Raw genomic sequence first — 24667 nt, forward strand, 5'->3', positions numbered from 1 at the left:
TACATCCGGGCGATGTAAACAGGACTGGCAGGCATCATGACGCAAGACACCCAACAGGTGCGGGAGTTCCTGCAAACCGTTCCGCCGTTCAATTCGCTGCCGCTGGACGAGCTGGCCCGCGTGGCCGGTTCCTTCAGCCGCAGGGATGTGCCCAAAGGCACCGTCATCCATGCCGAAGGGGAGCCCATCGCCTCGATCTGGCTGGTGGAGTCCGGCAGCGTCGAGCGAACCGACGCCAACGGCGCCCTGGTCTCACTGCTCAACCCCCGCGATTTCTTCGGGGTCCGCGGTCTTCTGCGCGACGGCCGCGTCATGACCACGGCCACGGCCGCCTCGGACTCCGTGCTGCTCTGCCTTCCCGGCCGCGAGTTGCACCGCCTGATCGCGGAACATTCGGCCTTCGACCGCTTCTTCAGCCGCGGCGGCGGGTCCGGCGCCAGGGTGGGACGCCAGAACGACCTGGCGACGCTGAAGGTGACCGACCTGATGGTCAGCAAGCTCGTCAGCGCCACGCCGCAGACCAGCGCCCAGGACGCGGCGCGGCTGATGCGGGAACGCCACATCTCCAGCCTGCCGGTGGTCGAGGGTGAAAAACTGGTCGGCATCGTCACCACCCGCGACCTTTCCGGCCGCGTGCTTGCGGAAGGACGGTCCGGCGATACGTCCCTGGCCGACATCATGACCCGCGACCCGCTGACGCTGTCCCCCCAATCCCTGGGGTCCGACATCCTGAACATGATGCTGGAAAACCGGGTCGGACACTTGCCGGTGGTGCGTGACGGCAAGCTGCTGGGCATGATCACCCAAACCGACGTAACCCGATATCAGGCCACCAGTTCGGCGCATCTCGTGCGCGATGCGGCGATGGCCGGCAGCTTCGCCGATCTTGCCGAAGTGACCGAGCGCATCCCGCAGCTGCTGGCGCATCTGGTCGGGGCCCACAACGCCCACGACGTGGTCACGCGGCTGATCACCGACATCGCCGATGCCGCGACGCGACGCCTGCTGAAGCTGGCCGAGGAAAAATTCGGGCCGGCGCCCGTTCCTTTCGTCTGGGCAGCCTGTGGCAGCCAGGGGCGGCAGGAGCAGACGGGCCTCAGCGACCAGGACAACTGCATCATCATCGATGACAGCGCGTCTCCCGATGACATGGCGTACTTCACCGATCTGGCGCGCTTTGTCTGCGACGGGCTGGACGCCGCCGGCTACTACTACTGCCCCGGCGAAATGATGGCGTGCAACCCGCGCTGGTGCCAGCCGCTCAAGGTGTGGCGGCGGTATTTCCAGGGCTGGATCAACACCCCCTCGCCAGAGGCGCAGATGCTGGCGTCGGTCATGTTCGACCTGCGCCCGATCGGCGGGACGGCGAGTCTTTTCGAGGCCCTTCAGGAAGAGACGCTGGAGTCCGCGTCGAAGAATTCCATCTTCGTGGCCCACATGGTCTCCAACTCGATCAAGCACACGCCTCCGCTGGGCCTTTTCGGCGGCCTTGCCACCATCCGGTCCCGCGAACACAGGAACCACGTCGACGTGAAGCTCAGCGGCGTCGTCCCCGTCATCGACCTTGCGCGTGTCTACGCCCTGCGCGGGCGCATTCCCGCGGCCAACACGCGGGCGCGCCTTCTGGCCGCCGAGGAACAGGGCGTCGTGTCTGCATCCGGCGCGCGCGACCTGATCGAGGCGTTCGACCTGATCGCCGATCTGCGACTGAAGAACCAGGCCAACCAGGTGCGCATGGGACGCAAGCCGGACAACTTCCTGGCACCCGCCGACCTGTCCGATTTCGAGCGCTCCCACCTGCGCGACGCCTTCGTCGTGGTCCGCACCATGCAAAACGCGGTCGGCAGAATCGCCGGCACGCTCGGGTAACAGGAACAATACGTACATGCTTATCGAATTTCTGGCGGTCATCATGGCGGGTTTCGGCGGTGCCGGCTCGGCCCTGATCCTGCGCAAGCTGAGCGCGCGACGACTGCCCGCCTGGCTGGTGCCGGCCTGTACCGCGGCAGGCATGCTGGCCATGGTGATCTACCTGGAATATTCCTGGGCCCCCCGGTTCGAGGCCGGGCTGCCCGAGGAGATGGTGGTGGTCAGCAAGAACGAAGACCGCACCTGGTATCGCCCGTGGACCTATGTCGTGCCGCTGACCACCCGCCTCATGGTGGTGGACAACCGAATCCGCAAAACCAACCAGGCCAACCCTGATCTTGTCCTGACGGGCATCATCCTGCAGGAGCGTTGGGCGCTGGCCTTCGGGTTCAAGTCTCTGTTCGACTGCGCCGGTGCGCGCCGGGCCGACCTGACGGAGGGCACGAAGGTCGACGAGAACGGCATTCCTCTGACGGCTGACTGGTATCAACTGTCGCCCGAGGACCCGGTTTTGATCGCTGCGTGCCGAGGAGGAGCGCATGGAGGACCCAGCAAAGCAAGTTGACATCCTGGTGGTCGAGGATGAGGACAACATTGCGATTGCCCTGAATTTCCTTCTGACCCGCGAAGGCTACAACCACAAACGCCTGGAAACCGGGACGGGCGCGGTGGACGTCATCCGCCAGAGCAAGCCCGACCTGGTCCTGCTGGACGTGATGCTGCCCGGCGTGTCGGGATACGACATCTGCCAGAGCGTGCGCGCGGACCCGGAGTGCGCGGGGGTCCGCATCCTGATGATGACGGCGCGCGGATCGGCCGCGGAATGGCGCAAGGGCATGGCCCTAGGCGCCGACGGGTTCATTTCAAAACCGTTCGATCTGGATCAATTGCGCAAGGAACTGCGCAGGCTGCTGGACGCTCCGCCCGGCGGAGCCCGCCCGGAGGGTGACGGCGATGCTTGAAACCCTCAGCCTTCGCATCCGCATTCTTCTTTTTTTCATTTTCCTAGCGGTGGGGTCCATTGGCGCCGTGGCACTGGGCGGCGCGGTGGTGCTGTCCCGCAGCGACATGCCGGGCCTGGACGGCGCCATGCTCCAGGCCGCCATTCTCAGCGGCATTCTGATCCTGTTCCTGGTGACGGGCATCTGGTACCTGTTCGACGCGCACGTCGCGCGGGCGATCGACAGCCTTGCCAACGCGATCCGCACCCGCGCCCATGCCGACGTGTGCGAGGATATCCGGGCCGAGCGGGAGCATGCCAAGTACCTGGGCGACCTGGCGCCGGCGGCGGCCGCGATCACGCAGTCGCTGGCCGAAACCCGGTCGGCTCTGGCCGAATCGGTGGCGCGCGAAACCTCTCGCCTGTCGGCGGAAAAGGCGTGGCTGGAAAAGCTGCTCGCCGACGTGCCGGTGGCCGTACTGATCTGCACGGCCGATTATGAACTGGTCTTCTACAACGGCCAGGCCGTTCACATCCTGGAGGCCGGAGCGGCGGCGGGCCTGGGCCGCAGTCTGCTCGACTACGTGCGCGAGGGGCCGGTGCGCTATGCCTACGGGCGCCTGAGCGACCTGAACGACCCGGAAGCCGCGTCGGATCTGGTGTGCGCCACCACGGGCAGCGGCCGGATGCTCCTGGGCCGGATGCGCATGCTGCGGCGCACGGACAACACCCGCCGGCCCGGTTTCGTGCTGACCCTGCGGGACGTGACCGCCGACCTGGCCACCCACGCCACGCGCGAGGCGCTGCTGGCCGAGGTCTTCGATCGCGTGCGGCGCCCCGCGGCCAATCTTCAGGTCGCCATCGAGGTGATCACCGAGAGCCCCGACATGGTGCAGTCGCCGGACCTGCTGGCAGCCGTCAGCACCGAGGTGAAGGCCCTGAGTGCGGCGATCGTCGACCTGGGCGCGCGCTATGACGAAGGCCGGGCCGACTGGCACCCGAAGACGGAAATCCGCTCGCCGGACCTGTTCGACGTGATCACCGCACAGTTCGATGCGCAAGGCTTGCGGCTGCAAACCGAGGGCCCGGAACTGATACTGACCTGCGACGGGTTCGAACTGGCGACGTTGTTCCGGTGGCTCGGCAGCAGGCTGGCGCAATCCGGGCGGGCGGACGCCTTCCGGCTGGTGCTGTCCGAGGACAAGGGCCCCGGCGCGACCATCGACCTGATGTGGGAAGGGGCGCCGCTGCCGGTGGGCGAACTGGACAGTTGGCTGACCGAGCGCATGGATGAGGAACTTCCCGACCTGACCGCGCGCTCCGTTCTGAACGCTCACGCAACGGAAACGTGGACGGAGACGCGGCCGGGCAACCTTTCGGTCGTCCGCCTGCCCATTCCTTTCGCCCGCCGCTCCACGCATCGGCCGCCGCCGATCGAGCGCGAAGTGGTCTACGATTTCGAGCTGCTGTCCAAGGAGCGCAACGCCGACGTCCTGGAAAGCCGGCTGGAGGACCTGACCTACGTGGTGTTCGACACGGAAACCACGGGCCTCACGCCCTCCACCGACGAGATCGTACAAATCGCCGCGGTCCGCATCGTCAACGGCCGCCGCGTCCGCGGCGAGGTCTTCGACACCCTCGTCGACCCCCAGCGGTCCATCCCTCCAACCTCGACCGATGTTCACGGCATCACCGCGGCCATGGTGGAAGGCGCGCCCACCATTGCCGAGGCGGGACGGCGATTCCACGAGTTCGCGCGCGGCGCGGTCCTAATCGCCCACAACGCCCCCTTCGACATGGAGTTCCTGCGCCGCCATGAGGAAGACATCGGCGCCAGCTTCGACCATCCGGTCCTGGATACCGTGCTTCTGTCGGCCGTCGTGTTCGGACAACTTGAGCAGCATTCCCTGGATGCCTTGACCGCGCGGCTTGGCATCACCATTCCCGAGGAAGCGCGCCATACGGCCATCGGCGATACAATCGCCACGGCCGATGCCTTCCTCAAGATCGTGTCGATGCTGAAGGCGCGGGGACTGGAGACCTTCGGGGACGTACTGACGGAGGTGCGCCGTCACGGACGGTTGCTGAAGGACCTCAACACCGCCTGACGCAACGCGACACCCCCGCTCCCGGGGGAACGGGGGTGTCGAACTGGTGAAACGGGAACGCCCTGAACGCGGTCCGGCTCTACTCGGCAGTCTCATCGGCCAAGGGGCCGGCGCCGCCGGCGTAGTAATCGCCGTTGGCCCGCAGGGTGCCCCAGTCGGCGTCGATCAACTCATCATCCTCGTCCCAATCGGCCAATCCCGCCGTCTGGTCTTGCGTCATGGGAACCTGGACAGCGAGTTCGACTTCGTCGAGCTTGAAGGACACTTCGCGGTCCTCTCCGTCCAGTTTGACCACGACCATGCGTGCCTGGCCTTCCGGGTCGATGACCACGTCAGCCACTTGACCAAGTTCCTCGCCGGTCGATCCGAAAACCTTCTTCTCCATCAGGCTCCGCGCATCCATCTGCGGAGTCTTCGCGGCCTGCTGCATCTGGGACTGCTGCATCCCCTTGTTCTGGTCCTGGCTCTGGGCGTCCGCGGCGTGCGCCGCCGATCCCAGCGCCATCGCCGAAACCATCAGAGTGCTGAGGATGGGAAAACGCATGACAGTTGACTCCCTTTCCTGCGTTCATTTTGGAAACAAACGCGACAAAACGCCGAGTGTTGCGCAACGGCGGGATTTTGAGAAAAGGCCGCCGTCGCGAAGACGGCGGCTGTCAGGGGCCGGTGGTCGCCAGGGGCACGATTGGCCCGGGTTCTTCAGGTCTCTCGAGACGCGGCATCATGCCCGAAAGGATAGAACGTGCGCCGGCCCAACTGGCGGTCGGGGCCGAGCGTGACGGTCCCGCCGCCGCGCGCGGGAACATCGTGCGGCGCGTCATGAGATCCGATGGCCGTCAGGTCCGCCTCGGGAACCGCGACGCCCAGGGACTGGACTGCTCCCGCGTACAGGTCGTCGCGGAAGACGCGCCGCGCAAGCGCCGCCGCCGCGGCGGGCGACAGGGATGCCTGCCCGGCCTCGGCCATGCGGTCGAGCAGCCAGACCGCGCGCGACGGCCAGGGATAGGTCGCCTGCCACCGATAGAAGACATGCCGGTCCAGCGCCTCCGCCGGCGCATCCGGGCGCAGCACCGGCCGGCCCGACAGCGCGGGCTCCAGAATCTCCGGCGAAACGCCGACGTAGCGCATGTCGGCCAGCATTGCCGCCAGTGCCGGACGGTTCTCCGGCGCGTCGGCCCACTGCGCCGCCCGCACCAGGGCGCGCACCAGCGCCGCCGTCGTCTCCGGCCGCTCCGCCGCCCAGTCTTCGCGCAATCCCAGCACCTTTTCCGGCGCGTTGGGCCAGATGTCGGCCTTCGTCGCCACCACCACGCCGACGCCGCGCTGGACGGCGCGCAGGTTCCAGGGCTCGCCGACGCAGTAGCCGTCGATCCATCCCATGTGGAGGCTTTCGGCCATGCGGGCGGGGGCGACGATCCCCAGGTTGACGTCGCGGTCGGGGTCGATGCCCGCGTCCGCCAGCCACAGGCGAAGTTCATAGGTGTGGCTTGAAAACGGGAAGACGCTGGCGAAGGACAAGGGCGGACGCCCTGCCGCATGGTCGGCCTCGATCACCTTTTTCAGCGCGCGCGCCGACCGCCCGCGCGGCCCGGCCATGACCTCCGGCGCGGCCTCGGTCATGCGCTCGTAAAGGGCCTTGGAGACGGTGATTCCGTTGCCGCCCAGGCCCAGCGCCATGGGTGCGACCACCGGCACGGCCGGCGAGCCCCCCAGGCCCGCGCTCATGGCAAGCGATAGCGGCGCCAGAAGATGGGCGGCGTCCAGAAGGCCGTAGGCCAGTTTGTCGCGCACGGCGGCCCACGAGGCTTCGCGCTCCAGGTCCAGGGCCAGGCCTTCCTCGGCGGCGAAGCCCATCTCGTGGGCGACGACGGGAATGGCGCAGTCGATCAGCGGCACGAAGCCCAGCTTGACGGTCTCGGCCATTGCTCAGAACTCCATCTCGAAGGCGGTGATAACGCTCTGCGCAATGTCGGAGAGCTTGCGGTTCTGCTTCATGGCGGTGCGCCGCATCAGGGTGTAGGCCTCTTCCTCCGCCAGCCCCCTGTTCTTCATGAGAAGCCCCTTGGCGCGCTCGATCAGCTTGCGGTCGGCCAGCCGGGCCTGGGCCTCGTCGCGCTCCCTGATCAGGCGGTCGAAGGCGTTGAAGCGCGATATCGCCATCTCCACGATGGGCTTGATGCGCTCCTGGCGCAGTCCGTCCACCACATAGGCGCTGACGCCCGCTTCCACCGCGCCCCGGATCATGGCGCTGTCGCTCTGGTCGACGAACATGGCGATAGGGCGGCGCACGGCGCGGCTGACCTGGAACATCTGCTCCAGCGTGTCGCGGTCGGGGTTTTCCAGGTCGATGATGATGACGTCGGGGCCCAGCGCCTGCACGCGCTGCAACAGGTTGACCGACGGCCCGATGACGCTGACCCGCAGCCATCCCGCCTCCACCAGGCCGCGTTCCACCACAGCGGCGCGGTCGGGATCGCCGTCGATGACCAGGATGGTGAGGTCCGCCTCGGCGGTTGCTGTCGTCATTCCCCCTCCTCCCCCTTGCCCGGCGACGCGGCGCGACGGCCCGGCCGAAGCCGGACCGCCGCGCGCGCGGAATTATGAAAACGCCGTATCGTCACTCGGCCGGCACCCCAATCGGGGCGGCGTTGCGTTCGGCCACGGCGTCGTCGAAGCGGCGCTTCTCGTCGGCCGCCGTTTCGGGCGAGAACCGCACCGCCAGGGCAAAGAACGAGCACACCACCACGGCCATGCCGAGATACAGCAGGCCCTCCTGGTAGGTCAGCTGCTCCGACTTGAACAGGAAGCCCGCCGCCACGGCACCCGCGTTGCCGCCGGCGCCGACGATGCCGGCCACCGCGCCCAGCGCCTTGCGGTTGATGAAGGGCACCACGCCGAAGGTCGCGCCCTCGCTCATCTGCGTGAACAGCGAGAACACCACCATGGCGCCGATGGCGACGATCAGCACGCTCATCTGCGAAAACAGGATGAGCGCAAGCCCCTCCAGCAGAAGGACCAGGAACAGGAACGTCACCCGCCCCTTCAGCCCGGCGCGGCCGGCGAAGCGGTCGGAGAACACGCCGCCCAGCGTGCGGGCGAAGATGTTCATCAGGCCGAACAGGCCGGCGATGATGCCCGCCGTGGCGAGGCTGAGGTCGAACGTGTCGTAGAAGTAGATGGCGGCGATGTTGTTGATGGTCAGCTCGACACCGAAGCAGGCGCCGTAGACCAGGAATAGCGCCCAGACGCGCATGTCCCTGGCGGCGGCGAGGAAGCCGCGCGTGGCGCCGGCCTCGCCCTTGGCCTCGGGCAGCTCGCCGCGGGCGCGCAGGTCCTTGAAGTCGCCGTCCGGCGCGTCGGTGGTGAACATCCAGTACAGCGCAGCCGCGACCAGCAGCACCAGACCCGGCACCACCATGGCGAGGCGCCAGCCCATGGTCTCCTCGACGCCGAACATCAGGATGCCGGCGAAAACCAGCGGCATGACCATCTGCGTGACGCCGCCGCCCAGGTTGCCCCAGCCCGCCGTCGTGGCGTTGGCGGTGCCGACCACGTTCGGCGCGAACATGACGGAGGTATGATACTGCGTGATGACGAAGCTGGCCCCGATGGCGCCGATGGCCAGGCGGAACAGCAGGAAGCTTTCGTAAGAATCAGCCAGGCCGATGGACATGACCGGAATGCTGCCCAGCGCCAGCAGGCCGGTGTAGGTGCGGCGCGGGCCGATCTTGTCGCACAAGGGGCCGATCAGCAGCCGCACGACGACGGTGATGGCGACGGAGGCGATGATGGTGTTGCCGATCTCGGCCTTGGTCAGACCCAGGTCGTCGCGCACGACGGCCATCAGCGGCGCGATGCCGAACCAGCCGAAGAAACACAGGAAGAAGGAAAGCCAGGTCAGATGAAAGGTGCGCATCTGCACCGTCTTCAGGCTGAAGAGGGTGATGCGCGGGGCCTTGTGCCGCAGTTCCATGGTGCAAGCCCTTCACGTCGGGGCCGGCCCGCCCTCTCTCGGTGACGCGGGCCCGGCCGAATGTCGTCCCAAGGCCAGCCGCGATCCTGTCGGTTTCCGTCCCGCGGCGGCCACGCATGAAGACACCGTGACCTTCGACGGCGCGCCGCGCGTGCGGTGCCGCCTTGATGGTCAGGCGCCTGTGCCTGGTCGTCCGCCGTTGGACGATCTGTATGAAGAGCCCCCGCCGTCGGAGGCAGCCGTTCCCGGACACGCCGGAAAGGCACCGGAGTATCAGCAACCCTCGTGCCAAACCACCAGAAGGCTGAGTGCAGCGCGGTAAGATGTTGTTCCGCCGCGGCTTTTCCTGCCCGTCCAACGCCGTGCCGCGGGCCGGAGCGATCCCGGCACGGTCTCCTCATGCCCGATTCTTGAGCGCCATTCGGAGAGCCGCACAATTTTTGCGCATAAATCCTTGCAAGTGGAACCCCGCCGAGACGGCCATCCGTATCAATCGTTGGCAAAAACAGGCACTTACGGCTGTTTCGGCCGATCGGCCGAGTCTGGCACGCGGCTTGTAAGGAGATGGACGGCAGCGGGCAACGACGTCCGCGCCGCCGCCTCGAAGGCGGGCAGACATACTGGGTGCCCAAGGCCGGGCCCCACCGGATAACGGCGTCCGACCATGCAGTTGCCCCACGGGGCGGCGGCACGGTTGGGCGCCTTTTTGTTTTGCACAGGAATTGTGCACCGCGAGATGGAGCACCCGACGATGACCCACATCTCCCATCCCTCCCCCTCCGGCGCCGGCCGTCCGCGGCTGGTGGTGATCGGCAACGGCATGGCCGGCATCCGCGCCGTGGAAGACCTTCTGGATCGCGCGCCCGGCCTGTATGACATCACCGTGTTTGGCGCCGAACCGCGCGTGAACTACAACCGCATCATGCTCTCGCCCCTGCTGTCGGGCGAAAAGAGCTTCACCGACATCGTGCTGAACGATGCCGACTGGTACGAGGCCAACGGCATCACCCTGCATTCGGGCGACCCGGTGGTGAGCATCGACCGCCTGGGCCGCAAGGTGATCGCCCGATCCGGTACGGAAGTGCCATACGATCGCCTGTTGATCGCCACCGGCTCCGGCCCCATCGTCATCCCGGTGCCGGGACACGACCTGCCCGGCGTGGTGACCTTCCGCGACGCCGACGACGTGGACAAGATGCTGGCCGCGGCCGCCGGCGGCGGTTCGGCCGTCGTCATCGGCGGCGGCCTGCTGGGGCTTGAAGCCGCCGTCGGCCTCCAGTCCCGTGGGATGGACGTCACCGTCCTGCACCTGGCCGACCACGTCATGGAACGCCAGCTCGACACCTCCGCCGGGCACCTGCTGGCCGGGGAACTGGAGCGCCGGGGCGTGCGCGTGCTCACCGGCGCCGACACCGCCGCGATCGCCGGCGAAGACCATGTCCGGACCGTGCGCCTGAAGGACGGCACCGAGATTCCCGCCAGCCTGGTGGTCATGGCCGTCGGCATCCGCCCCAATGCGGCGCTGGCCGCCGACGCCGGCATCGACGTGGAGCGCGGCATCGTCGTCGATGACTTCATGACCACCTCCGACCCCGCCATCCTGGCGGTTGGCGAATGCGTCCAGCACCGGGGGCAGTGCTATGGGCTGGTCCAGCCCCTGTTCGAGATGGCGAAGGTGGTCGGCGCCCGCCTGGCGGGATTGGAGACCGCCGGCTACACCGGCTCCGTCACCTCCACCAAGCTGAAGGTGACGGGCGTCGACGTCTTCTCGGCCGGCGACTTCTCGGGCGGGCCGGGCACCGAGGACATCGTGTTCCGCGATGCCGGGCGCGGCGTCTACAAGCGCCTCGTGCTGGAGGACGGCCGGGTCAAGGGCGCCGTCCTCTACGGCGACACCGCCGACGGCGCCTGGTACTTCCAGCTTCTGAAGGCGGGCGAGGACGTCAGCGACCGCCGCGATACCCTTTTGTTCGGCCAGGCCTTCGCCGCCGCCGGAGGAGCGGGCACGGCAAACCCTACCGACGCCGTTGCGGCGCTGCCGGATGATGCGGAAATCTGCGGCTGCAACGGCGTCTGCAAGGGCACCATCACCCAGGCCATCGCCGAGCACGGGCTGACCACGCTGGACGAGGTGAAGGCGAAGACCAAGGCCAGCGCCTCCTGCGGCTCCTGCGCCTCGCTGGTGGAAGGGCTACTGGCCCACGCCCTGGGCGACGGCTACCAGGCGTTGGAGGTCAAGGCGCTGTGCAAGTGCACCGACCATGACCACGACAGCGTCCGCCGCCTCATCAAGGCCAAGGCGCTGAAGAGCATCCCCGCCGTCATGCAGGCGCTGGAATGGAAGACGCCCGATGGCTGCGCCTCCTGCCGGCCGGCGCTCAACTTCTATCTGCTGGCCGCGTGGCCCGGCGAGTACGTGGACCATGCTGCCAGCCGCCTGGTAAACGAGCGCCTGCACGCCAACATCCAGAAGGACGGCACCTATTCCGTGGTGCCACGCATGTGGGGCGGCCTGACCAACCCGCGCGAGCTGCGCGCCATCGCCGACGTGGCCGACAAGTACGGCATCCCGACACTGAAGGTCACCGGCGGCCAGCGCATCGACCTGCTGGGCGTGAAGAAGGAGGACCTGCCCGCCGTCTGGGCCGACCTCAACGCCGCCGGCATGGTCTCCGGCCACGCCTACGGCAAGAGCCTGCGCACGGTGAAGACCTGTGTCGGCAGCGAATGGTGCCGGTTCGGGACGCAGGCCAGCATGAGCATCGGCATGTCGCTGGAGCGCATGACCTGGGGATCGTGGACGCCGCACAAGTTCAAGATGGCGGTCTCCGGCTGCCCGCGGAACTGCGCCGAGGCCACCATCAAGGACTTCGGCGTGGTGGCGACCGACGGCGGTTTCGACCTGTACGTCGGCGGCAACGGCGGCATGAAGGTGCGCGCCTGCGACCTGCTGTGCAAGGTGACGACCGAAGACGAGGTGCACGAATACGCGGGCGCCTTCATGCAGCTCTACCGCGAGGAGGCCCGGTACCTGGAGCGCACCGCGCCCTGGATCGAGCGTGTGGGCCTGGACTTCGTGCGGCAGCGCATGGTGGACGACGCCGGGAACCGCGCCGCCCTGCACGCCCGCTTCCTGGACAGTCAGAACCACAGCCAGTCCGACCCCTGGGCGGAGCGCACCGCGTCGTGCGGCCAGCACGCCAATGATTTCAAGACCCTGGCCTCGGTGGAGTAACGCGACATGGATCAGATCATCACCTGGACCGACATCGGCCCGCTGTCCAGCATCCCCCGCCAGGGCGCGCGGACCGTCGAGCATCCGGCCGGACGCATCGCCGTCTTCCGCACCATCGACGACCAGATTTTCGCCCTGCGCGACGCCTGCCCGCACAAGCAGGGACCGCTGTCGGAAGGCATCGTCCACGGCCACGCCGTCACCTGTCCGCTGCACAACTGGGTCATCGACCTGGGCTCGGGGCAGGCCATGGGGCCGGACGAAGGCTGCACCGGCACCATCCCCGCACGGCTGGAGGACGGGCGCGTGGTGCTCGGCCTCGTCCCCTGGCGCGAGGGGCCGGCCAATGGCTGAGGAGACGATAAAGACCACATGCCCCTATTGCGGCGTCGGCTGCGGGTTGATCCTCAGCCGGGGGCGCACGGGCTGGGAGGTCGGGGGCGACCCTGACCATCCCGCCAACAAGGGGCGGCTGTGCTCCAAGGGTGCCGCGCTCATGGACACCGTGCGGGCCGAGGACGCCGGGGCTGTGCGCCTGCTGCACCCCGAGGTCGACGGTCGCCGCGCAACATGGGACGAGGCCGTCGCCGCCACCGCCGACCGCCTGCGCAAGACCGTGGAGGCCCACGGGCCGGACGCGGTCGCCTTCTACGTCTCGGGCCAGTTGCTGACCGAGGACTATTACGTCGCGAACAAGCTGCTGAAGGGGTTCATCGGCAGCCCGCACATCGACACCAACTCGCGCCTGTGCATGGCCTCCACCGTCGCCGGCCACAAGCGCGCCTTCGGCGCCGACGCCGTGCCGGGCAATTACGAGGACCTGGAACTGGCCGACCTGGTGGTGCTGACGGGCTCGAACCTTGCGTGGTGCCATCCGGTGCTGGCCCAGCGGCTGCGGGCCGCGCGGCGGGACCGGGGGACGAAGGTGGTGGTCATCGACCCGCGCGAAACCGCCACATGCGACTTCGCCGACCTGCACCTGAAGATCAGGCCCGGCACCGATGTCGCCCTGTTCAACGGGCTGCTCGCCCATCTGGCGCGGACGGGCGCGCTTGATGCGGTATACGTCGCCCGCCACGTCTCCGGCCTGGAGGCGGCGCTGGAGGCGGCGGAAGCCGACGCGCCGGACGTCGCCGAAACCTGCGGGCTGAGGCGTGCGGACCTGACCCTGTTCTACCACTGGGCCGCGACGACGCCCCGCACCGTCACCGTCTTCAGCCAGGGCGTGAACCAGTCGAGCCGGGGGACGGACAAGGTCAACGCCATCCTCAACGTCCACCTGGCGACGGGCCGCATCGGCAAGCCCGGAGCCTCGCCGTTCTCCGTCACCGGACAGCCCAACGCCATGGGCGGGCGCGAGGTGGGCGGGCTCGCCAACCAGCTGGCCGCCCACATGAATCCCGACGACCCCCACGACGTCGACCGCCTGCGCCGCTTCTGGAAGGCCCCGGCGCTGCGGGGCGGCCAGGGATTGAAGGCGGTGGACCTGTTCCGTGCCGTTCGCGACGGGCGCATCAAGGCGCTGTGGATCATGGCGACCAACCCGGCCGTCAGCCTGCCCGAGTCCGACCTCGTGCGCGAGGCGCTGGCGCTCTGCCCCACCGTCATCGTGTCCGACGTGGTGGCGGATACCGACACCATGCGCCACGCCCACATCCGCCTGCCCGCCGCGGCCTGGGGAGAGAAGGACGGCACGGTGACCAACTCGGAACGCCGCATCTCCCGCCAGCGCGCCTTCCGTCCCCTTCCCGGCGAGGCCCGGCCCGACTGGCGGATCATGACCGACGTCGCCCGCGCGCTGGGCCATGGCGCGGCCTTCCCCTACAAGCGCCCGGCGGACATCTTCCGCGAGCACGCCGCCGTCTCGGCCTTCGAGAACGACGGCGCGCGGGCCTTCGACATCGGCGCCCTCGCCGCCATCAGGCCCAAGGCGTTCGAGACCCTCGCCCCGGTCCAGTGGCCCGCCCCCAAGGAGGCTCCGGCAGGGACGGCGCGGATGTACGGCGACGGCCGTTTCACCCATGCCAACGGGCGCGGCCGCATGATCGCGGTCCGGCAGACGGCACCGGCGGAGCGCGCCTCGCTGCGCTATCCACTGATCCTCAACACCGGCCGGTACCGCGACCAGTGGCACACCATGACCCGCACCGGCCTATCCGCGCGGCTGTCGGCCCACCGCCCCGAACCGCTGGTGGAGGTTCATCCGGACGATGCCGGCGCGCTCACCGAAGGCGGCCTCGCCCGCGTCACCAGCGGCCTCGGCAGCCTGCTCGCCCGCGTGACGATGACCGAGGCCCAGCGGCCGGGCGAGGTGTTCCTGCCCATGCACTGGAGCGACACCACCGCCGCCGCCGGCGCCGTCGGGCGCCTTGTGGCGGGGCACGTCGACGCCCTGTCGGGCCAGCCGGAAAGCAAGCACGTTCCGGTGCGCGTGGAGCCCTGGACCCCGGCGTGGGAAGGGCTGCTGCTCTGCCGCGCGGCGCCCGACCTCTCCGCCCTGCCCTACTGGGTGCGGCGGGCGGCGGGGCCGTGCCTCGCCTATGAGCTTGCGGGCGACGCGGCGCCGGACCTGGACCTTGCGGGCCTCTCGCCCATGGAGTTCACCGACCCGCGCCACGGCGTCGTCCGCCGCGCCTGGATGGACGGTGACCGTCTGGAGGCCGTGCTGTTCTCCGGCGCCGATCGGCCCGTCGTGGCACGGTCGTGGCTGGTGGAACTGTTCGCCGCCGGAGCCCTGTCCGCCGCCGACCGCGCCGTCCTGCTGGCCGGCCGGGCGCCCGAGGGATCGGGGGTGGAGGACGGCGGCATGGTGTGTTCCTGCCATGCCGTGTCCCGCGAGGCCATAACCGCCGCCGTCGCCGGCGGTGCCGTCACCACCGAAGACATCGGCCGGCGAACCAGGGCCGGCACCGGGTGCGGCTCCTGCCTGCCCGAGATCAAGGACATCCTGCGCCGTGCAAAACCCGCCGTCGCGGCCTGAGGAGGCTCTCTCAATGACCGACGATACCTCCATGCCCTATTTCCCGGTCTTCATGGACCTGCGCGGCCGCAAGGTGCTGCTGGTCGGCGGGACGGAGCCGGCCGCCTCCAAGGCGCGCCTGCTCACCCGTGCCGGCGCCGCCGTTGTGGTGGTGGCCGATACGCTGTGCGAGGACCTCGCGGCCATGGTCCGCGACGGCTGCCTGACGTGGGACCGCCGCCCCTTCGCCGCCGAAATGGTGGACGGCGCCCGGCTGGTCATCGACGGGTCGGGCGACGCGGCGCTCACCGATGCGGTCCAGGCCGCCGCCGAGGCGCGGAACATCCCGCTCAACGTGGTCGACGTCCCAGAGCGGTGCGACTTCACCGTGCCCGCCATGCTGGACCGCGCGCCGGTGATGGTCGCCATCTCCACCGGCGGCGGTGCGCCCGCCCTGGCCCGCACCCTGCGCCAGCGCCTGGAAACCGCCATCCCCGCCGGCACCGGGCGGCTGGCGGCGGCGGCCAGGGCGTGCCGCCAGCGGGTGAAGGATGCCCTGCCCACCACGCGCGCCCGGCAGCGCTTCTGGGATTCGGTCCTGACCGGCGAACTGGCGGACAGGCTCATGGGCCTGACGGAGGCCGAGGCCACCGCCCTCATAGAGGCGGAACTGGACCGCTTCGCCGCCGACGGAACGGCCGAGGCCGGCTCCGTCACCCTGGTGGGCGCCGGCCCCGGCGATCCCGGCCTGCTGACGGTCAACGCGGTGAAGGCCATCGGCACGGCCGACGTCATCCTGCACGACGCCCTGGTGCCCGAGAGCATTCTGTCGCTGGCCCGCCGCGAGACCCGGCTGGTGCCCGTCGGCAAGCGCGCGGGGCGCCCGTCGGTGCCGCAGGGCTTCACCAACCGCATGATGGCGACCTGCGCGCAGCGCGGCCTTCGGGTCGTGCGGCTGAAGGGCGGCGATCCCTTCATCTTCGGGCGCGGCAGCGAGGAAGCCGCCTTCCTGCGGGAGGCGGGCATCGCGGTGCGCATCGTGCCGGGCATCACCACAGCGATCGCAGCGGCGGCAGAGCTGGGGCTGCCGCTCACCCACCGGGGCGTGGCGCGGTCGCTGCGGCTGACGACGGCCTCTTGCCGGACGCCGCAGGAGACGGCGGCGGTCAACTGGCGGGCCATGGCCGATCCGGCGACGACGCTGGCGGTCTACATGGGCCGGGACCAGATCGCCGGAATCGCCGGGTCGTTGATCGCCGCCGGCGTGCCTCCCGCAACGCCGGCGGTCATGGCCGCAAGCGTCTGCCGTCCTGACGCGGCGAGCGTCTGGGCGCCCCTTTCGGATTTGGCGGACCGCGTGATGGAACGCCCCATGGACGCGGCAGCACCCGCCCTGCTGCTGATCGGCGACGCCGTGGCCGAGGCGCCAGGCTGGCCGGCGCCATCCCGCCTCAACAGCGCCGGCATGGCGACCCTATGCCACTTGGAGCAATGCATTACCCCTTGATGCATCGATGCGGTGGGTGTAGCGTGACCGGACATTGACGAGGATTCAGGCCGTGAGCAAACCACGCCCCGATTACACCGACCGCACCTACTGGAACGGCATCATCAAGATGAGCCTGTCCAAGTTCTTCATCCTGCGCGTCCTGCACGACCGGCCCATGCACGGCTACGACATCGTGCAGGCGGTCGAGCATGTGACATCGGGGTGCTGCTCGCCTTCGGAAGGTGCGATCTACCCGGCGCTCAAGGAGTTCGAGGCCGGCGGTTACGTGGAGTCCGAAACGGAGATCGTGTCGGGGCGGGAGCGCCGCGTCTATACGCTGACCGACAAGGGCCGCGAGGCTTTCCGGGTGGCCGTGGCAGCCTGGATGGAGGTCACCGACAGCCTTCTCGCCGCCCGCGACGTGGTCGGGCCGGACCTGGACACCGCCGGGGGGTGCTGCGGCTGAACGGCCGCCCCTTTTTTTGCTCCTTCACTTTACCCTTCGATGCATCTGCCTTCTTGGCATGAGGAGATTCCATCATGAACGGACCCCTTCCCGTAGCAGTGATCGGCGGCGGCCCCGTGGGGCTTGCCGCGGCAGCGGAGCTGGCGGAGCGCGGCCTGCCTTTCGTACTGCTGGAGCGCGGGCCGGCAGTCGCTGACGCCGTGCGCCAGTGGAGCCATGTGCGGCTGTTCTCCCCCTGGCGGTGGAACGTTGCGGCGGCGGCGGAGCGCCTGCTGGCGACGGCGGGCTGGACTGCGCCCGATCCCGACGCCATCCCGACCGGCGGCGACATCGTGACCCGTTATCTGGAGCCCCTGGCCGCCCTGCCCGCCCTGGCACCGCACATCCGCACCGGAACCACCGTCACCGCCATCAGCCGCGCCGGCCGGGACAAGCTGACCGACGCGGGGCGCGAGGCGGCACCCTTCCGGCTGCGATTGGGCACGGCCGACGGACGTTCCGAGACGCTGCTCGCGCGCGCCGTCATCGATGCCTCCGGCACCTGGGGATCGCCCAATCCCATGGGCCTGGACGGCCTGCCGGTCGACGGCGAGGACGCCGCCCGCGCGGCGGGGCGCCTGACGGCCGGTATTCCCGACGTGCTGGCCGATCCCGGTTACGCCGATGCTCGCACGCTGGTGGTCGGCGGCGGTCATTCGGCCATGAACGTGGTGCTGGACCTGCTGCGCCTGCGGGAGCGTGCGCCCGGCACCCGCATCACCTGGGCGCTGCGCCACGACCGGCCGCAGAAGGTGCAGGGCGGCGGGCTCAACGACAAGCTGCCGGCGCGCGGCGACCTGGGCCGCCGGGCGCTCCAGGCCATCGAGGATGGCCGCGTCACCATGCTTGCGCCCTTCTCAACCGACCGGATCACGCCGGCCGGCGACGGGCTGGCGGTCGAGGGAACGCAAGGGCCCGAGAGCGTTCGCCTGGACGTGGACCGGATCGTCGTCGCCACCGGCTTCCGGCCGGACCTGTCCATGCTGCGCGAGGTGCGCGTGGCGCTGGACCCGGCGGTGGAGGCGCCGCCGGCCCTGGCGCCGCTCATCGACCCCAACCTGCACTCCTGCGGCACGGTGCGGCCCCACGGAGCGCGCGAACTCTGCCACCCGGAACCGGGTTTCTATGTTGTCGGCATGAAAAGCTACGGCCGCGCACCCACCTTCCTCATGGCGACGGGCTACGAACAGGTGCGTTCGGTGGTCGCCGCCCTGGACGGGGACCACGCGGCGGCCGACGACGTGCGGCTTGTCCTGCCCGAAACCGGCGTCTGCTCGGCCCCGGCGGTGGCAGCGGCGGGCGATGACGGCTGTTGCGGCGGGCCTGCTCCGGTCGAGGCCGATGCCTGCTGTCGCGCCGACGCGGAGGCCAAGGCCGCCGGCGAGGAGGGTTGCGGGTGCGGCACCACGCGCGAGCCCGTTCCGGCCGTGGCCGATGCCTGCTGCGGAGCCTCGGCGTGACACGCGGCACCTTCATCTCCGCCCTCGGCGTCGGCCAGATCGCTTCATGGGGGACGCTGTACTACAGCTTCCCCCTCCTGGCGGTGCCCATGGAGGCGGCGCTCGGCGTCGACCGCACGACGCTCTACCTGGCGCCGACCATCGGGCTCCTGGTGGGCAGCGTCGCGGCCTATGGCGTCGGCGCCGCCATCGACCGCGGATACGGCCGCCGGGTCATGAGCGGCGGCGCCCTGCTGGCGGCCCTGCTGCTGGTGGCCTGGAGCCAGGTGGAGAGTATCGCCGTCCTCTACCCGATCTTCGCCGGCCTCGGACTGGCGCAGGCGATGACGCTGTATGACCCCGCCTTCGCCGTGGTCGCGCGACGCTACGGGCCGGAGGCGCGCAAGGGCATCACCACGCTCACCCTGTGGGGCGGCTTCGCCAGCACGGTCTTCGTCCCACTGGTGCAGGTCCTGCTGGACACCATGCCATGGCGGGACGCGCTGCTTGTCCTGGCGGCGGTCAACCTGCTGCTGTGCCTGCCGCTCTACGGCGCCGCCATCGACCGACGCCGCGACGCGCCACCGCCGGCCGCGCCGGAGCGGACAGAGGAGGAGAGCGGCGACACGGCATCCGGCGCCGGGCCCGCCTGGGCGCTGCGGCAGCCCGTGTTCTGGTGCCTCGCGGCGGCCTTCACCCTGTACTACGGCACGTTCTCCGCCCTGACCTACCACCTATACCCCCTGCTGCTGGAGCGCGGCCTGTCGGCGCAGGCGGTGGTGATGGCGATCGCGCTCATCGGGCCGGCGCAGGTGGCGGGGCGGCTGTTCGTCTGGATGCTGGCCCGCGACCGATCCGTCCGCGTCGTCGGCGGCGTGACGGTGGCCGCCTTGCCGGTGGCGGTGGTGCTGCTGACGGTGGCCGAGGGGCCGGTGCTTCTGGCGGCCTTCGCGCTGCTCTATGGCGCGGCCAACGGGATCATGACCATCGTGCGCGGGATCGCGGTGCCGGAGTTGCTGACACGCCACGCCTACGGCCGGCTCAACGGCATGATCGCGGTGCCGCAGACGGTCGCCAAGGCGATCGCACCCGCCGCGGCGGCGGCGCTGTGGACGGTGTCGGATAGCTACGGACTGATGCTTGCCGTGACCCTGGGAACGACGGTGGCAGTCGCGGGAGCCTTCTGGGCGGCGACCGTCGCGCGGGTACGGCGGACGATACCCCGCACAGCCTGATCAAGGTAAAACGCCCCGGCGCAGCACTACGCCGGGGCGTCGAAGACCGTCGATGAGCGACACGTCAGAGAGCCTCCACCCGCACCGCCGCGAACTTGAACTCGGGGATCTTGGCGGTCGGGTCGAGAGCGGCGTTGGTCAGCAGGTTCGCCGCCGCTTCCGTGTAGCAGAACGGCACGAACACCACGCCCTCGGGCACCTGCGGGTCGGGGCGGCCGGATAATGCGATGGAGCCGCGCCGCGTCGTCAGCCGGACGCCGCCGCCGCCAGCGACGCCGAGCCGGTCGAGCAGGGCGGGGGCGAGCAGGCAGTGGGGCTCGCCCTCCAGGGCCTCCAGCGCCGTCGCGCGGCGGGTCATGGCGCCGGTGTGCCAGTGTTCCAGCACCCGGCCCGTGGTCAGCACCAGCGGGTATTCGGCGTCGGGCAGTTCGGCTGGCGGCAGCACCTCGGCGGTCTTCAGGCGCGCCTTGCCGCCGGGCAGCGGAAAGGCGTCGTCGAACAGGATGGACTTGCCGGGGTCGTCCTCGGCCGCGCAGGGATAGGTCACGGCGCCCTCGCGCTCCAGGCGGTCCCACGAGATGCCGGCGATGGACGGCATGCAGCGGCGCATCTCCGCGAACACCTCGGCCGGCCCGGCGTAGTCCCATTCCAGGCCGAGGCGGCAGGCGATCGCCTGGATGATCTCCAGGTCCTGCCGCGCCTCGCCGGGCGGGCGGAGAGCGGCGCGGCCGAGCTGCACCAGCCGGTCGGTGTTGGTGAAGGTGCCCGTCTTCTCGGGGAAGGCCGAGGCCGGCAGCACCACGTCGGCGAGCATGGCGGTTTCGGTCAGGAAGATGTCCTGCACCACCATATGATCGAGGGAGGCGAGGCTCGCCCGCGTGTGCTCCAGGTCGGGGTCGGACATGGCCGGGTTCTCACCCATGACGTAGAGCCCCTTGATGCGCCCGGCGTGGGCGGCGTGCATGATCTCGACCACCGTCAGGCCCTTGTCCGGGTCGAGCGCCATCCCCCACAGGCCTTCGTAGAAGCCGCGCACGCCGCCGTCCTCCACCGACCGGTAGTCGGGGTAGACCATGGGGATCAGCCCGGCATCCGAGGCGCCCTGCACGTTGTTCTGGCCGCGCAAGGGATGCAGGCCGCTGCCCGGCTTGCCGACGTGGCCGCAAATCAGCGTCAGGTCGATGAGGCAGCGGGCGTTGTCGGTGCCGTGGGCGTGCTGCGACAGGCCCATGCCCCAGAACACCATGGCGCCGCGGGCGGTGGCGAAGGCGCGGGCGACCTCGCGCACCACCTCGGGCGCGATGCCGGTGATGGGCGCCATCCGTTCGGGGGAAAAGGCCGAGACGTGCTGCTTCAGCACCTCGAAGCCCTCCAGCCGCTCGGTCACGAAGGCGCGGTCGTAGAGCTCTTCGCCAATGACAACGTGCATGAGGCTGTTGAGGAGCGCCACGTCGGTGCCCGGATTGAACTGCAGCATGCGGGCGGCGTGGCGGCTGAGCGCCTGGCCGCGCGGGTCCATGACGATCAGTCGGGCGCCCTTCTTCACCGCGTTCTTGATATGGGTCGCGCCGACCGGGTGGTTGATCGTCGGGTTGGCGCCGATGACCAGGATCACCTCGGCGTTCCCGCATTCCTTCACCGGCGCCGTCACCGCGCCCGAGCCCACCATCTCCATGAGCGCCGCCACCGAAGAGGCATGGCACAGCCGCGTGCAGTGGTCGACGTTGTTGGTCTTGAACCCCGTGCGCACCAGCTTCTGGAACAGGAAGGCCTCCTCGTTGGAGCCCTTGGCCGAGCCGAAGCCGGCCAGCGCGCCGCCGCCATGGTCGTCGCGGATGCGGCGGAAGCCCTCCGCCGCCCGCTCCAGCGCTTCGTCCCACGAGGCTTCGCGGAAGTGCGTCCACGGGTTCGCCGGGTCCATGTCGCAGGTCTTCGGCGCACCCTCCTTGCGGATCAGCGGCACCGTCAGGCGCTGCGGGTGGTGGACGTAGTCCATGCCGAAGCGGCCCTTCACGCACAGCCGGTTCTCGTTGGCCGGGCCGTTGCGGCCCTCGACCTCGACGATGCGGTTTTCCTCGACCGTCAGCCTCACCTGGCAGCCGACGCCGCAGTAGGGGCAGACGCTGTCGACCGTTTCCGCCGGCGTGCTGACGCGCGAGGCCGGCAGCAGGGCGTCGGTCGGACAGGCCTGGACGCATTCGCCGCAGGCCACGCAGGTGCTCTCGCCCATGGGGCGGGCGGTGTCGAAGACGACGGTGGTGCCCATGCCCCGGCCCGCGAAGCCGATGACGTCGTTGACCTGGACGTCGCGGCAGGCGCGCTCGCACAGGCCGCAGGAGATGCAGGCGCTCAGGTTCACCCGCATGGCCGGATGGCTTGCGTCGGGCGCCGGCGCCGGCTCGCGGCGGGCGGGGAAGCGGCTGCGGTCGATGCCGGCCTCCGCAAGCCAATGGTGGACGCGCGAGCGCTCCGCCGTCGCCGGCTGGTCGGCGCCCAACAGTTCGAGCACCAGGGCGCGGCTCTTCTCGGCGCGCGCGCTTTCGGTCGTCACCACCATGCCCGGCATGGGCACGCGGATGCAGGAGGCGGCCAGCGTACGCTCGCCCTCGATCTCCACCAGGCAGGCACGGCAGTTGCCGCCCTTGGTGCCCGTGGGCTGGCGGTAGCCCGGCTCGTCGCGGTAGCACAGGTGCGGCAGCGCCACGCCGAGGCGGTCGGCGACCTGCCAGATGGTCTCGCCGGGGCGGGCCTCGACGGCCTCGCCGTTCAGGGTGAAGGCGGTCATCGCACGGCCTCCTCGGGGAAATGGCGCAGCAGCGTCTGCCAGATGTTGGGCGCGGCCTGGCCGAGGCCGCAGATGGAACCATCGCGCATGACCTGCCCCAGGTCGGCCAGCAGGTCGAGGTCCCAGGCCGGTTCTTCCAGCAGCGTCACCGCCTTGTCGCAGCCGACGCGGCAGGGCGTGCACTGGCCGCAGCTCTCGTGCGCCATGAAGCGCGTCAGGTCGCGCGCCACGTCGCGCAGGTCGTCGGCCTGCGACAGCACGATCACCGCCGCCGAGCCGATGAAGCCACCGTGCGGCTCGAAACTGCCGAAGTCGAGCGGCAGGTCGGCGAGGCCTGCGGGCATGATGCCGCCCGAGGCACCGCCGGGCAGGAAGGCCGTGAGCGTATGGCCGTCGGCCATGCCGCCGCAGTGTTCCTCGATCAACTCCGCCAGCGTGATGCCGGCGGGTGCGACCTTGGCGCCCGGCTCCTTCACGCGGCCCGAGACGGAGAAGGCGCGCAGGCCCGCGCGGTCGCGGCGGCCCAGGCTTTTCCACCATGCGGCGCCCTTCTCCAGGACCTCCGGCACCCAGGCCAGCGTCTCGACGTTGTTGACCACCGTCGGGCGGCCGAACAGGCCCTTCTGCGCCACGTAGGGCGGCCGGTGGCGCGGCCAGCCGCGCTTGCCCTCTATGCTCTCGATCATCGCCGACTCTTCGCCGCAGATGTAGGCGCCGGCGCCGCGCCGCAGTTCCACCGTGACGCCTTCGGTCAGGCCGTGCGCCGCCAGTTCCTCGATCTCGGCGGCCAGCAGGGCGTGGGCCTCGGGGTATTCGTCACGCAGGTAGACGACAACCAGATCGGCGCCCACCACATGCGCCGCCACCAGGGCCCCTTCGAGCATGCGGTGCGGCCGGGTTTCCAGCCAGACGCGGTCCTTGATGGTGCCGGGCTCGCCTTCATCGGCGTTGACGCAGACCGCCTTGGGCCCCGGCAGGTCGCGCACGGTGCGCCACTTGCGCGCCGTCGGGAAGCCGGCGCCGCCAAGGCCGCGCAAGCCCGCTTCCTCCAGGATCGCCAGCACCTCGTCGTCGGTGCGCCGGCCCGCCCGCAGGTCGGCGAGCACGCGGTAGGCCCCTTCGGCATGGGCGTGCGCCAGGCGCTGGGCGTCCGACGGCGGCAGGGGATCGGCGGCGTGTGCCACGGCATCGGCGACCGCCGCCGCCGTCGCCCGCGTCACCGCCCGCCGCCCGACCAGCACCGTCGGGCCCATCTCGCAGCGTCCCATGCAGGGGCCGTGACCGACCCGGCAGCCCTCCGGCGGTGCCTCGGCGAGCGCGTCGTGCAGCGCGTCCGACCCGGCCATGCGGCAGGCCGGCCCGTCGCACACCCGCACCGGAACGCGCGGCGGCAGCGGCTCGCCGGCGCGGATCACGTCGAAGTGGGCGTAGAAGGTGGCAACCTCGAAGACCTCCACCGGCGCGAGCTTCCAGAGGCTCGCCAGCGCCACCACATGCGCTTCCGGCAGACAGCCGAGGGCGTCGTTGACCCGATGCAGCGCCTCGATCACCACGTCGCGGCGGCGGTCGAGGCCGACCGTCAGGGCCGCCACCTCGGCGCGCGCGGCGGGGTCGACCACCGGGCCTTTCTGCCGCCGTTTCCGGCGGCCGTCGCGGGCGAGCGTGTCGGTGGTCATGGCGCCTCCTCCCGAAGGTTTTTCGTGATCACGCGGCGGTGCCCGGCATGCCGTGCAGGTCCAGCACGAACTTGGCCGCCGCCCCGTCGCCGAAGACGCCGTAGCCCTGAGGCGCCTCCTCCGGAGGCAGCACCGGCGCCTTGACGATCTCGGCGATGTTCAAGCGGTCGTACAGGATCGCCTGCATAAGGATACGATTGTATCGTACCAACGGCGTCTGACCAGTGCGGAACGAAAGACTTTTGACCCAGCCGAAGCCGAAGCACAGGCAGAGGCACGCGAGGCCCGCCCTTGGCGGAAGGGCGGGCCTACTTCAGCTCGGTCTACCAGGCGCCGGTCAGCCAGCTTCCGGCGTGACTCGGCGCTGCTTTTGTCGTCTTCTGGCGAGTGAGCAGGCATTTCCCGCATTGGCGGGAAATTCACGCACATCCCGTGCCCGAGCCCGCCCCGAACC

The 24667-nt window shown here is 69.9% G+C and carries 18 protein-coding genes; 11 read left to right on the forward strand and 7 right to left on the reverse strand.

The genetic code is table 11. The features are described from left to right. The first annotated feature begins 36 nt into the window (after positions 1-36). From LG334_RS16140 to LG334_RS16155, 4 genes are read left to right on the forward strand one after another with little or no spacing between them, the layout of a single operon-like run. Positions 37-1869 carry a DUF294 nucleotidyltransferase-like domain-containing protein gene (locus LG334_RS16140; RefSeq protein ID WP_404379611.1) on the forward strand — a complete coding sequence of 611 codons (1833 nt, stop codon included), beginning with the start codon at positions 37-39 and terminating at the stop codon, positions 1867-1869. Between the two features lie 16 nt (positions 1870-1885). Continuing rightward, positions 1886-2434 carry a hypothetical protein gene (locus tag LG334_RS16145; protein WP_404379612.1) on the forward strand — a complete coding sequence of 183 codons (549 nt, stop codon included), beginning with the start codon at positions 1886-1888 and terminating at the stop codon, positions 2432-2434. Continuing rightward, entirely contained in the window at positions 2409-2831 is a 423-nt protein-coding gene (locus LG334_RS16150; RefSeq protein WP_404379614.1) for a response regulator transcription factor, read from the forward strand. The genes LG334_RS16145 and LG334_RS16150 overlap by 26 nt, the downstream gene beginning before the upstream one ends. Beyond that, on the forward strand, positions 2824-4917 hold the full coding sequence (locus LG334_RS16155) for an exonuclease domain-containing protein (protein ID WP_404379616.1): 2094 nt from the start codon (positions 2824-2826) through the stop codon (positions 4915-4917). Before LG334_RS16150 ends, LG334_RS16155 begins: the two co-directional genes overlap by 8 nt. Before the next feature lie 79 nt (positions 4918-4996). Here LG334_RS16155 and LG334_RS16160 read toward each other — a convergent pair whose 3' ends face one another. The 4 genes from LG334_RS16160 to LG334_RS16175 all read right to left on the reverse strand — a co-directional run bounded on the left by LG334_RS16160 (position 4997) and on the right by LG334_RS16175 (position 8890). Beyond that, positions 4997-5461, reverse strand: coding sequence for a PRC-barrel domain-containing protein (locus tag LG334_RS16160; RefSeq protein ID WP_404379617.1), 465 nt, complete (start codon positions 5459-5461; stop codon positions 4997-4999). A gap of 155 nt (positions 5462-5616) precedes the next feature. Further along, positions 5617-6840, reverse strand: coding sequence for a CmpA/NrtA family ABC transporter substrate-binding protein (locus tag LG334_RS16165; RefSeq protein WP_404379619.1), 1224 nt, complete (start codon positions 6838-6840; stop codon positions 5617-5619). A gap of 3 nt (positions 6841-6843) precedes the next feature. Further along, complete coding sequence (locus LG334_RS16170) at positions 6844-7443, reverse strand: ANTAR domain-containing response regulator (RefSeq protein ID WP_404379621.1); 600 nt, start codon at positions 7441-7443, stop codon at positions 6844-6846. A 91-nt stretch (positions 7444-7534) separates the two neighbouring features. After that, the gene (locus LG334_RS16175) at positions 7535-8890 is read right to left on the reverse strand and encodes a NarK family nitrate/nitrite MFS transporter (protein WP_404379623.1); all 1356 of its coding nucleotides are present in this window, start codon (positions 8888-8890) and stop codon (positions 7535-7537) included. Between the two features lie 751 nt (positions 8891-9641). On the opposite strand from LG334_RS16175, the gene nirB reads away from it, so the two are divergent. From nirB to LG334_RS16210, 7 genes are all read left to right on the forward strand, one after another. After that, positions 9642-12125 (forward strand): nitrite reductase large subunit NirB, encoded by a 2484-nt coding sequence (nirB, locus tag LG334_RS16180; RefSeq protein WP_404379625.1) that lies wholly within the window; start codon positions 9642-9644, stop codon positions 12123-12125. A gap of 18 nt (positions 12126-12143) precedes the next feature. Beyond that, a complete protein-coding gene (gene nirD, locus LG334_RS16185) occupies positions 12144-12479 on the forward strand; it encodes a nitrite reductase small subunit NirD (protein WP_404386396.1) in 336 nt (111 codons plus the stop codon). After that, complete coding sequence (locus LG334_RS16190) at positions 12472-15105, forward strand: molybdopterin-dependent oxidoreductase (RefSeq protein WP_404379627.1); 2634 nt, start codon at positions 12472-12474, stop codon at positions 15103-15105. Before nirD ends, LG334_RS16190 begins: the two co-directional genes overlap by 8 nt. A gap of 13 nt (positions 15106-15118) precedes the next feature. Beyond that, positions 15119-16591 (forward strand): siroheme synthase CysG, encoded by a 1473-nt coding sequence (gene cysG, locus LG334_RS16195; RefSeq protein WP_404379629.1) that lies wholly within the window; start codon positions 15119-15121, stop codon positions 16589-16591. Between the two features lie 52 nt (positions 16592-16643). Beyond that, on the forward strand, positions 16644-17039 hold the full coding sequence (locus LG334_RS16200; protein WP_404379630.1) for a PadR family transcriptional regulator: 396 nt from the start codon (positions 16644-16646) through the stop codon (positions 17037-17039). Between the two features lie 74 nt (positions 17040-17113). Continuing rightward, a complete protein-coding gene (locus LG334_RS16205; protein ID WP_404379632.1) occupies positions 17114-18538 on the forward strand; it encodes an NAD(P)-binding domain-containing protein in 1425 nt (474 codons plus the stop codon). Next, positions 18535-19752, forward strand: coding sequence for an MFS transporter (locus LG334_RS16210; RefSeq protein WP_404379633.1), 1218 nt, complete (start codon positions 18535-18537; stop codon positions 19750-19752). Before LG334_RS16205 ends, LG334_RS16210 begins: the two co-directional genes overlap by 4 nt. A gap of 64 nt (positions 19753-19816) precedes the next feature. On the opposite strand, the gene fdhF is transcribed toward LG334_RS16210, so the two are convergent. From fdhF to LG334_RS16225, 3 genes are read right to left on the reverse strand one after another with little or no spacing between them, the layout of a single operon-like run. Further along, entirely contained in the window at positions 19817-22537 is a 2721-nt protein-coding gene (gene fdhF / locus LG334_RS16215; protein WP_404379634.1) for a formate dehydrogenase subunit alpha, read from the reverse strand. Beyond that, a complete protein-coding gene (locus LG334_RS16220; protein ID WP_404379635.1) occupies positions 22534-24213 on the reverse strand; it encodes an NADH-ubiquinone oxidoreductase-F iron-sulfur binding region domain-containing protein in 1680 nt (559 codons plus the stop codon). Before LG334_RS16220 ends, fdhF begins: the two co-directional genes overlap by 4 nt. 28 nt (positions 24214-24241) lie before the next feature. Further along, positions 24242-24400 (reverse strand): hypothetical protein, encoded by a 159-nt coding sequence (locus LG334_RS16225; protein ID WP_404379636.1) that lies wholly within the window; start codon positions 24398-24400, stop codon positions 24242-24244. Between the last annotated feature and the right edge of the window lie 267 nt (positions 24401-24667).

It is taken from the genome of Caenispirillum salinarum (assembly GCF_044803115.1).
In the GTDB taxonomy this organism is placed as follows: Bacteria; Pseudomonadota; Alphaproteobacteria; order Rhodospirillales; family Rhodospirillaceae; genus Caenispirillum; species Caenispirillum salinarum_A.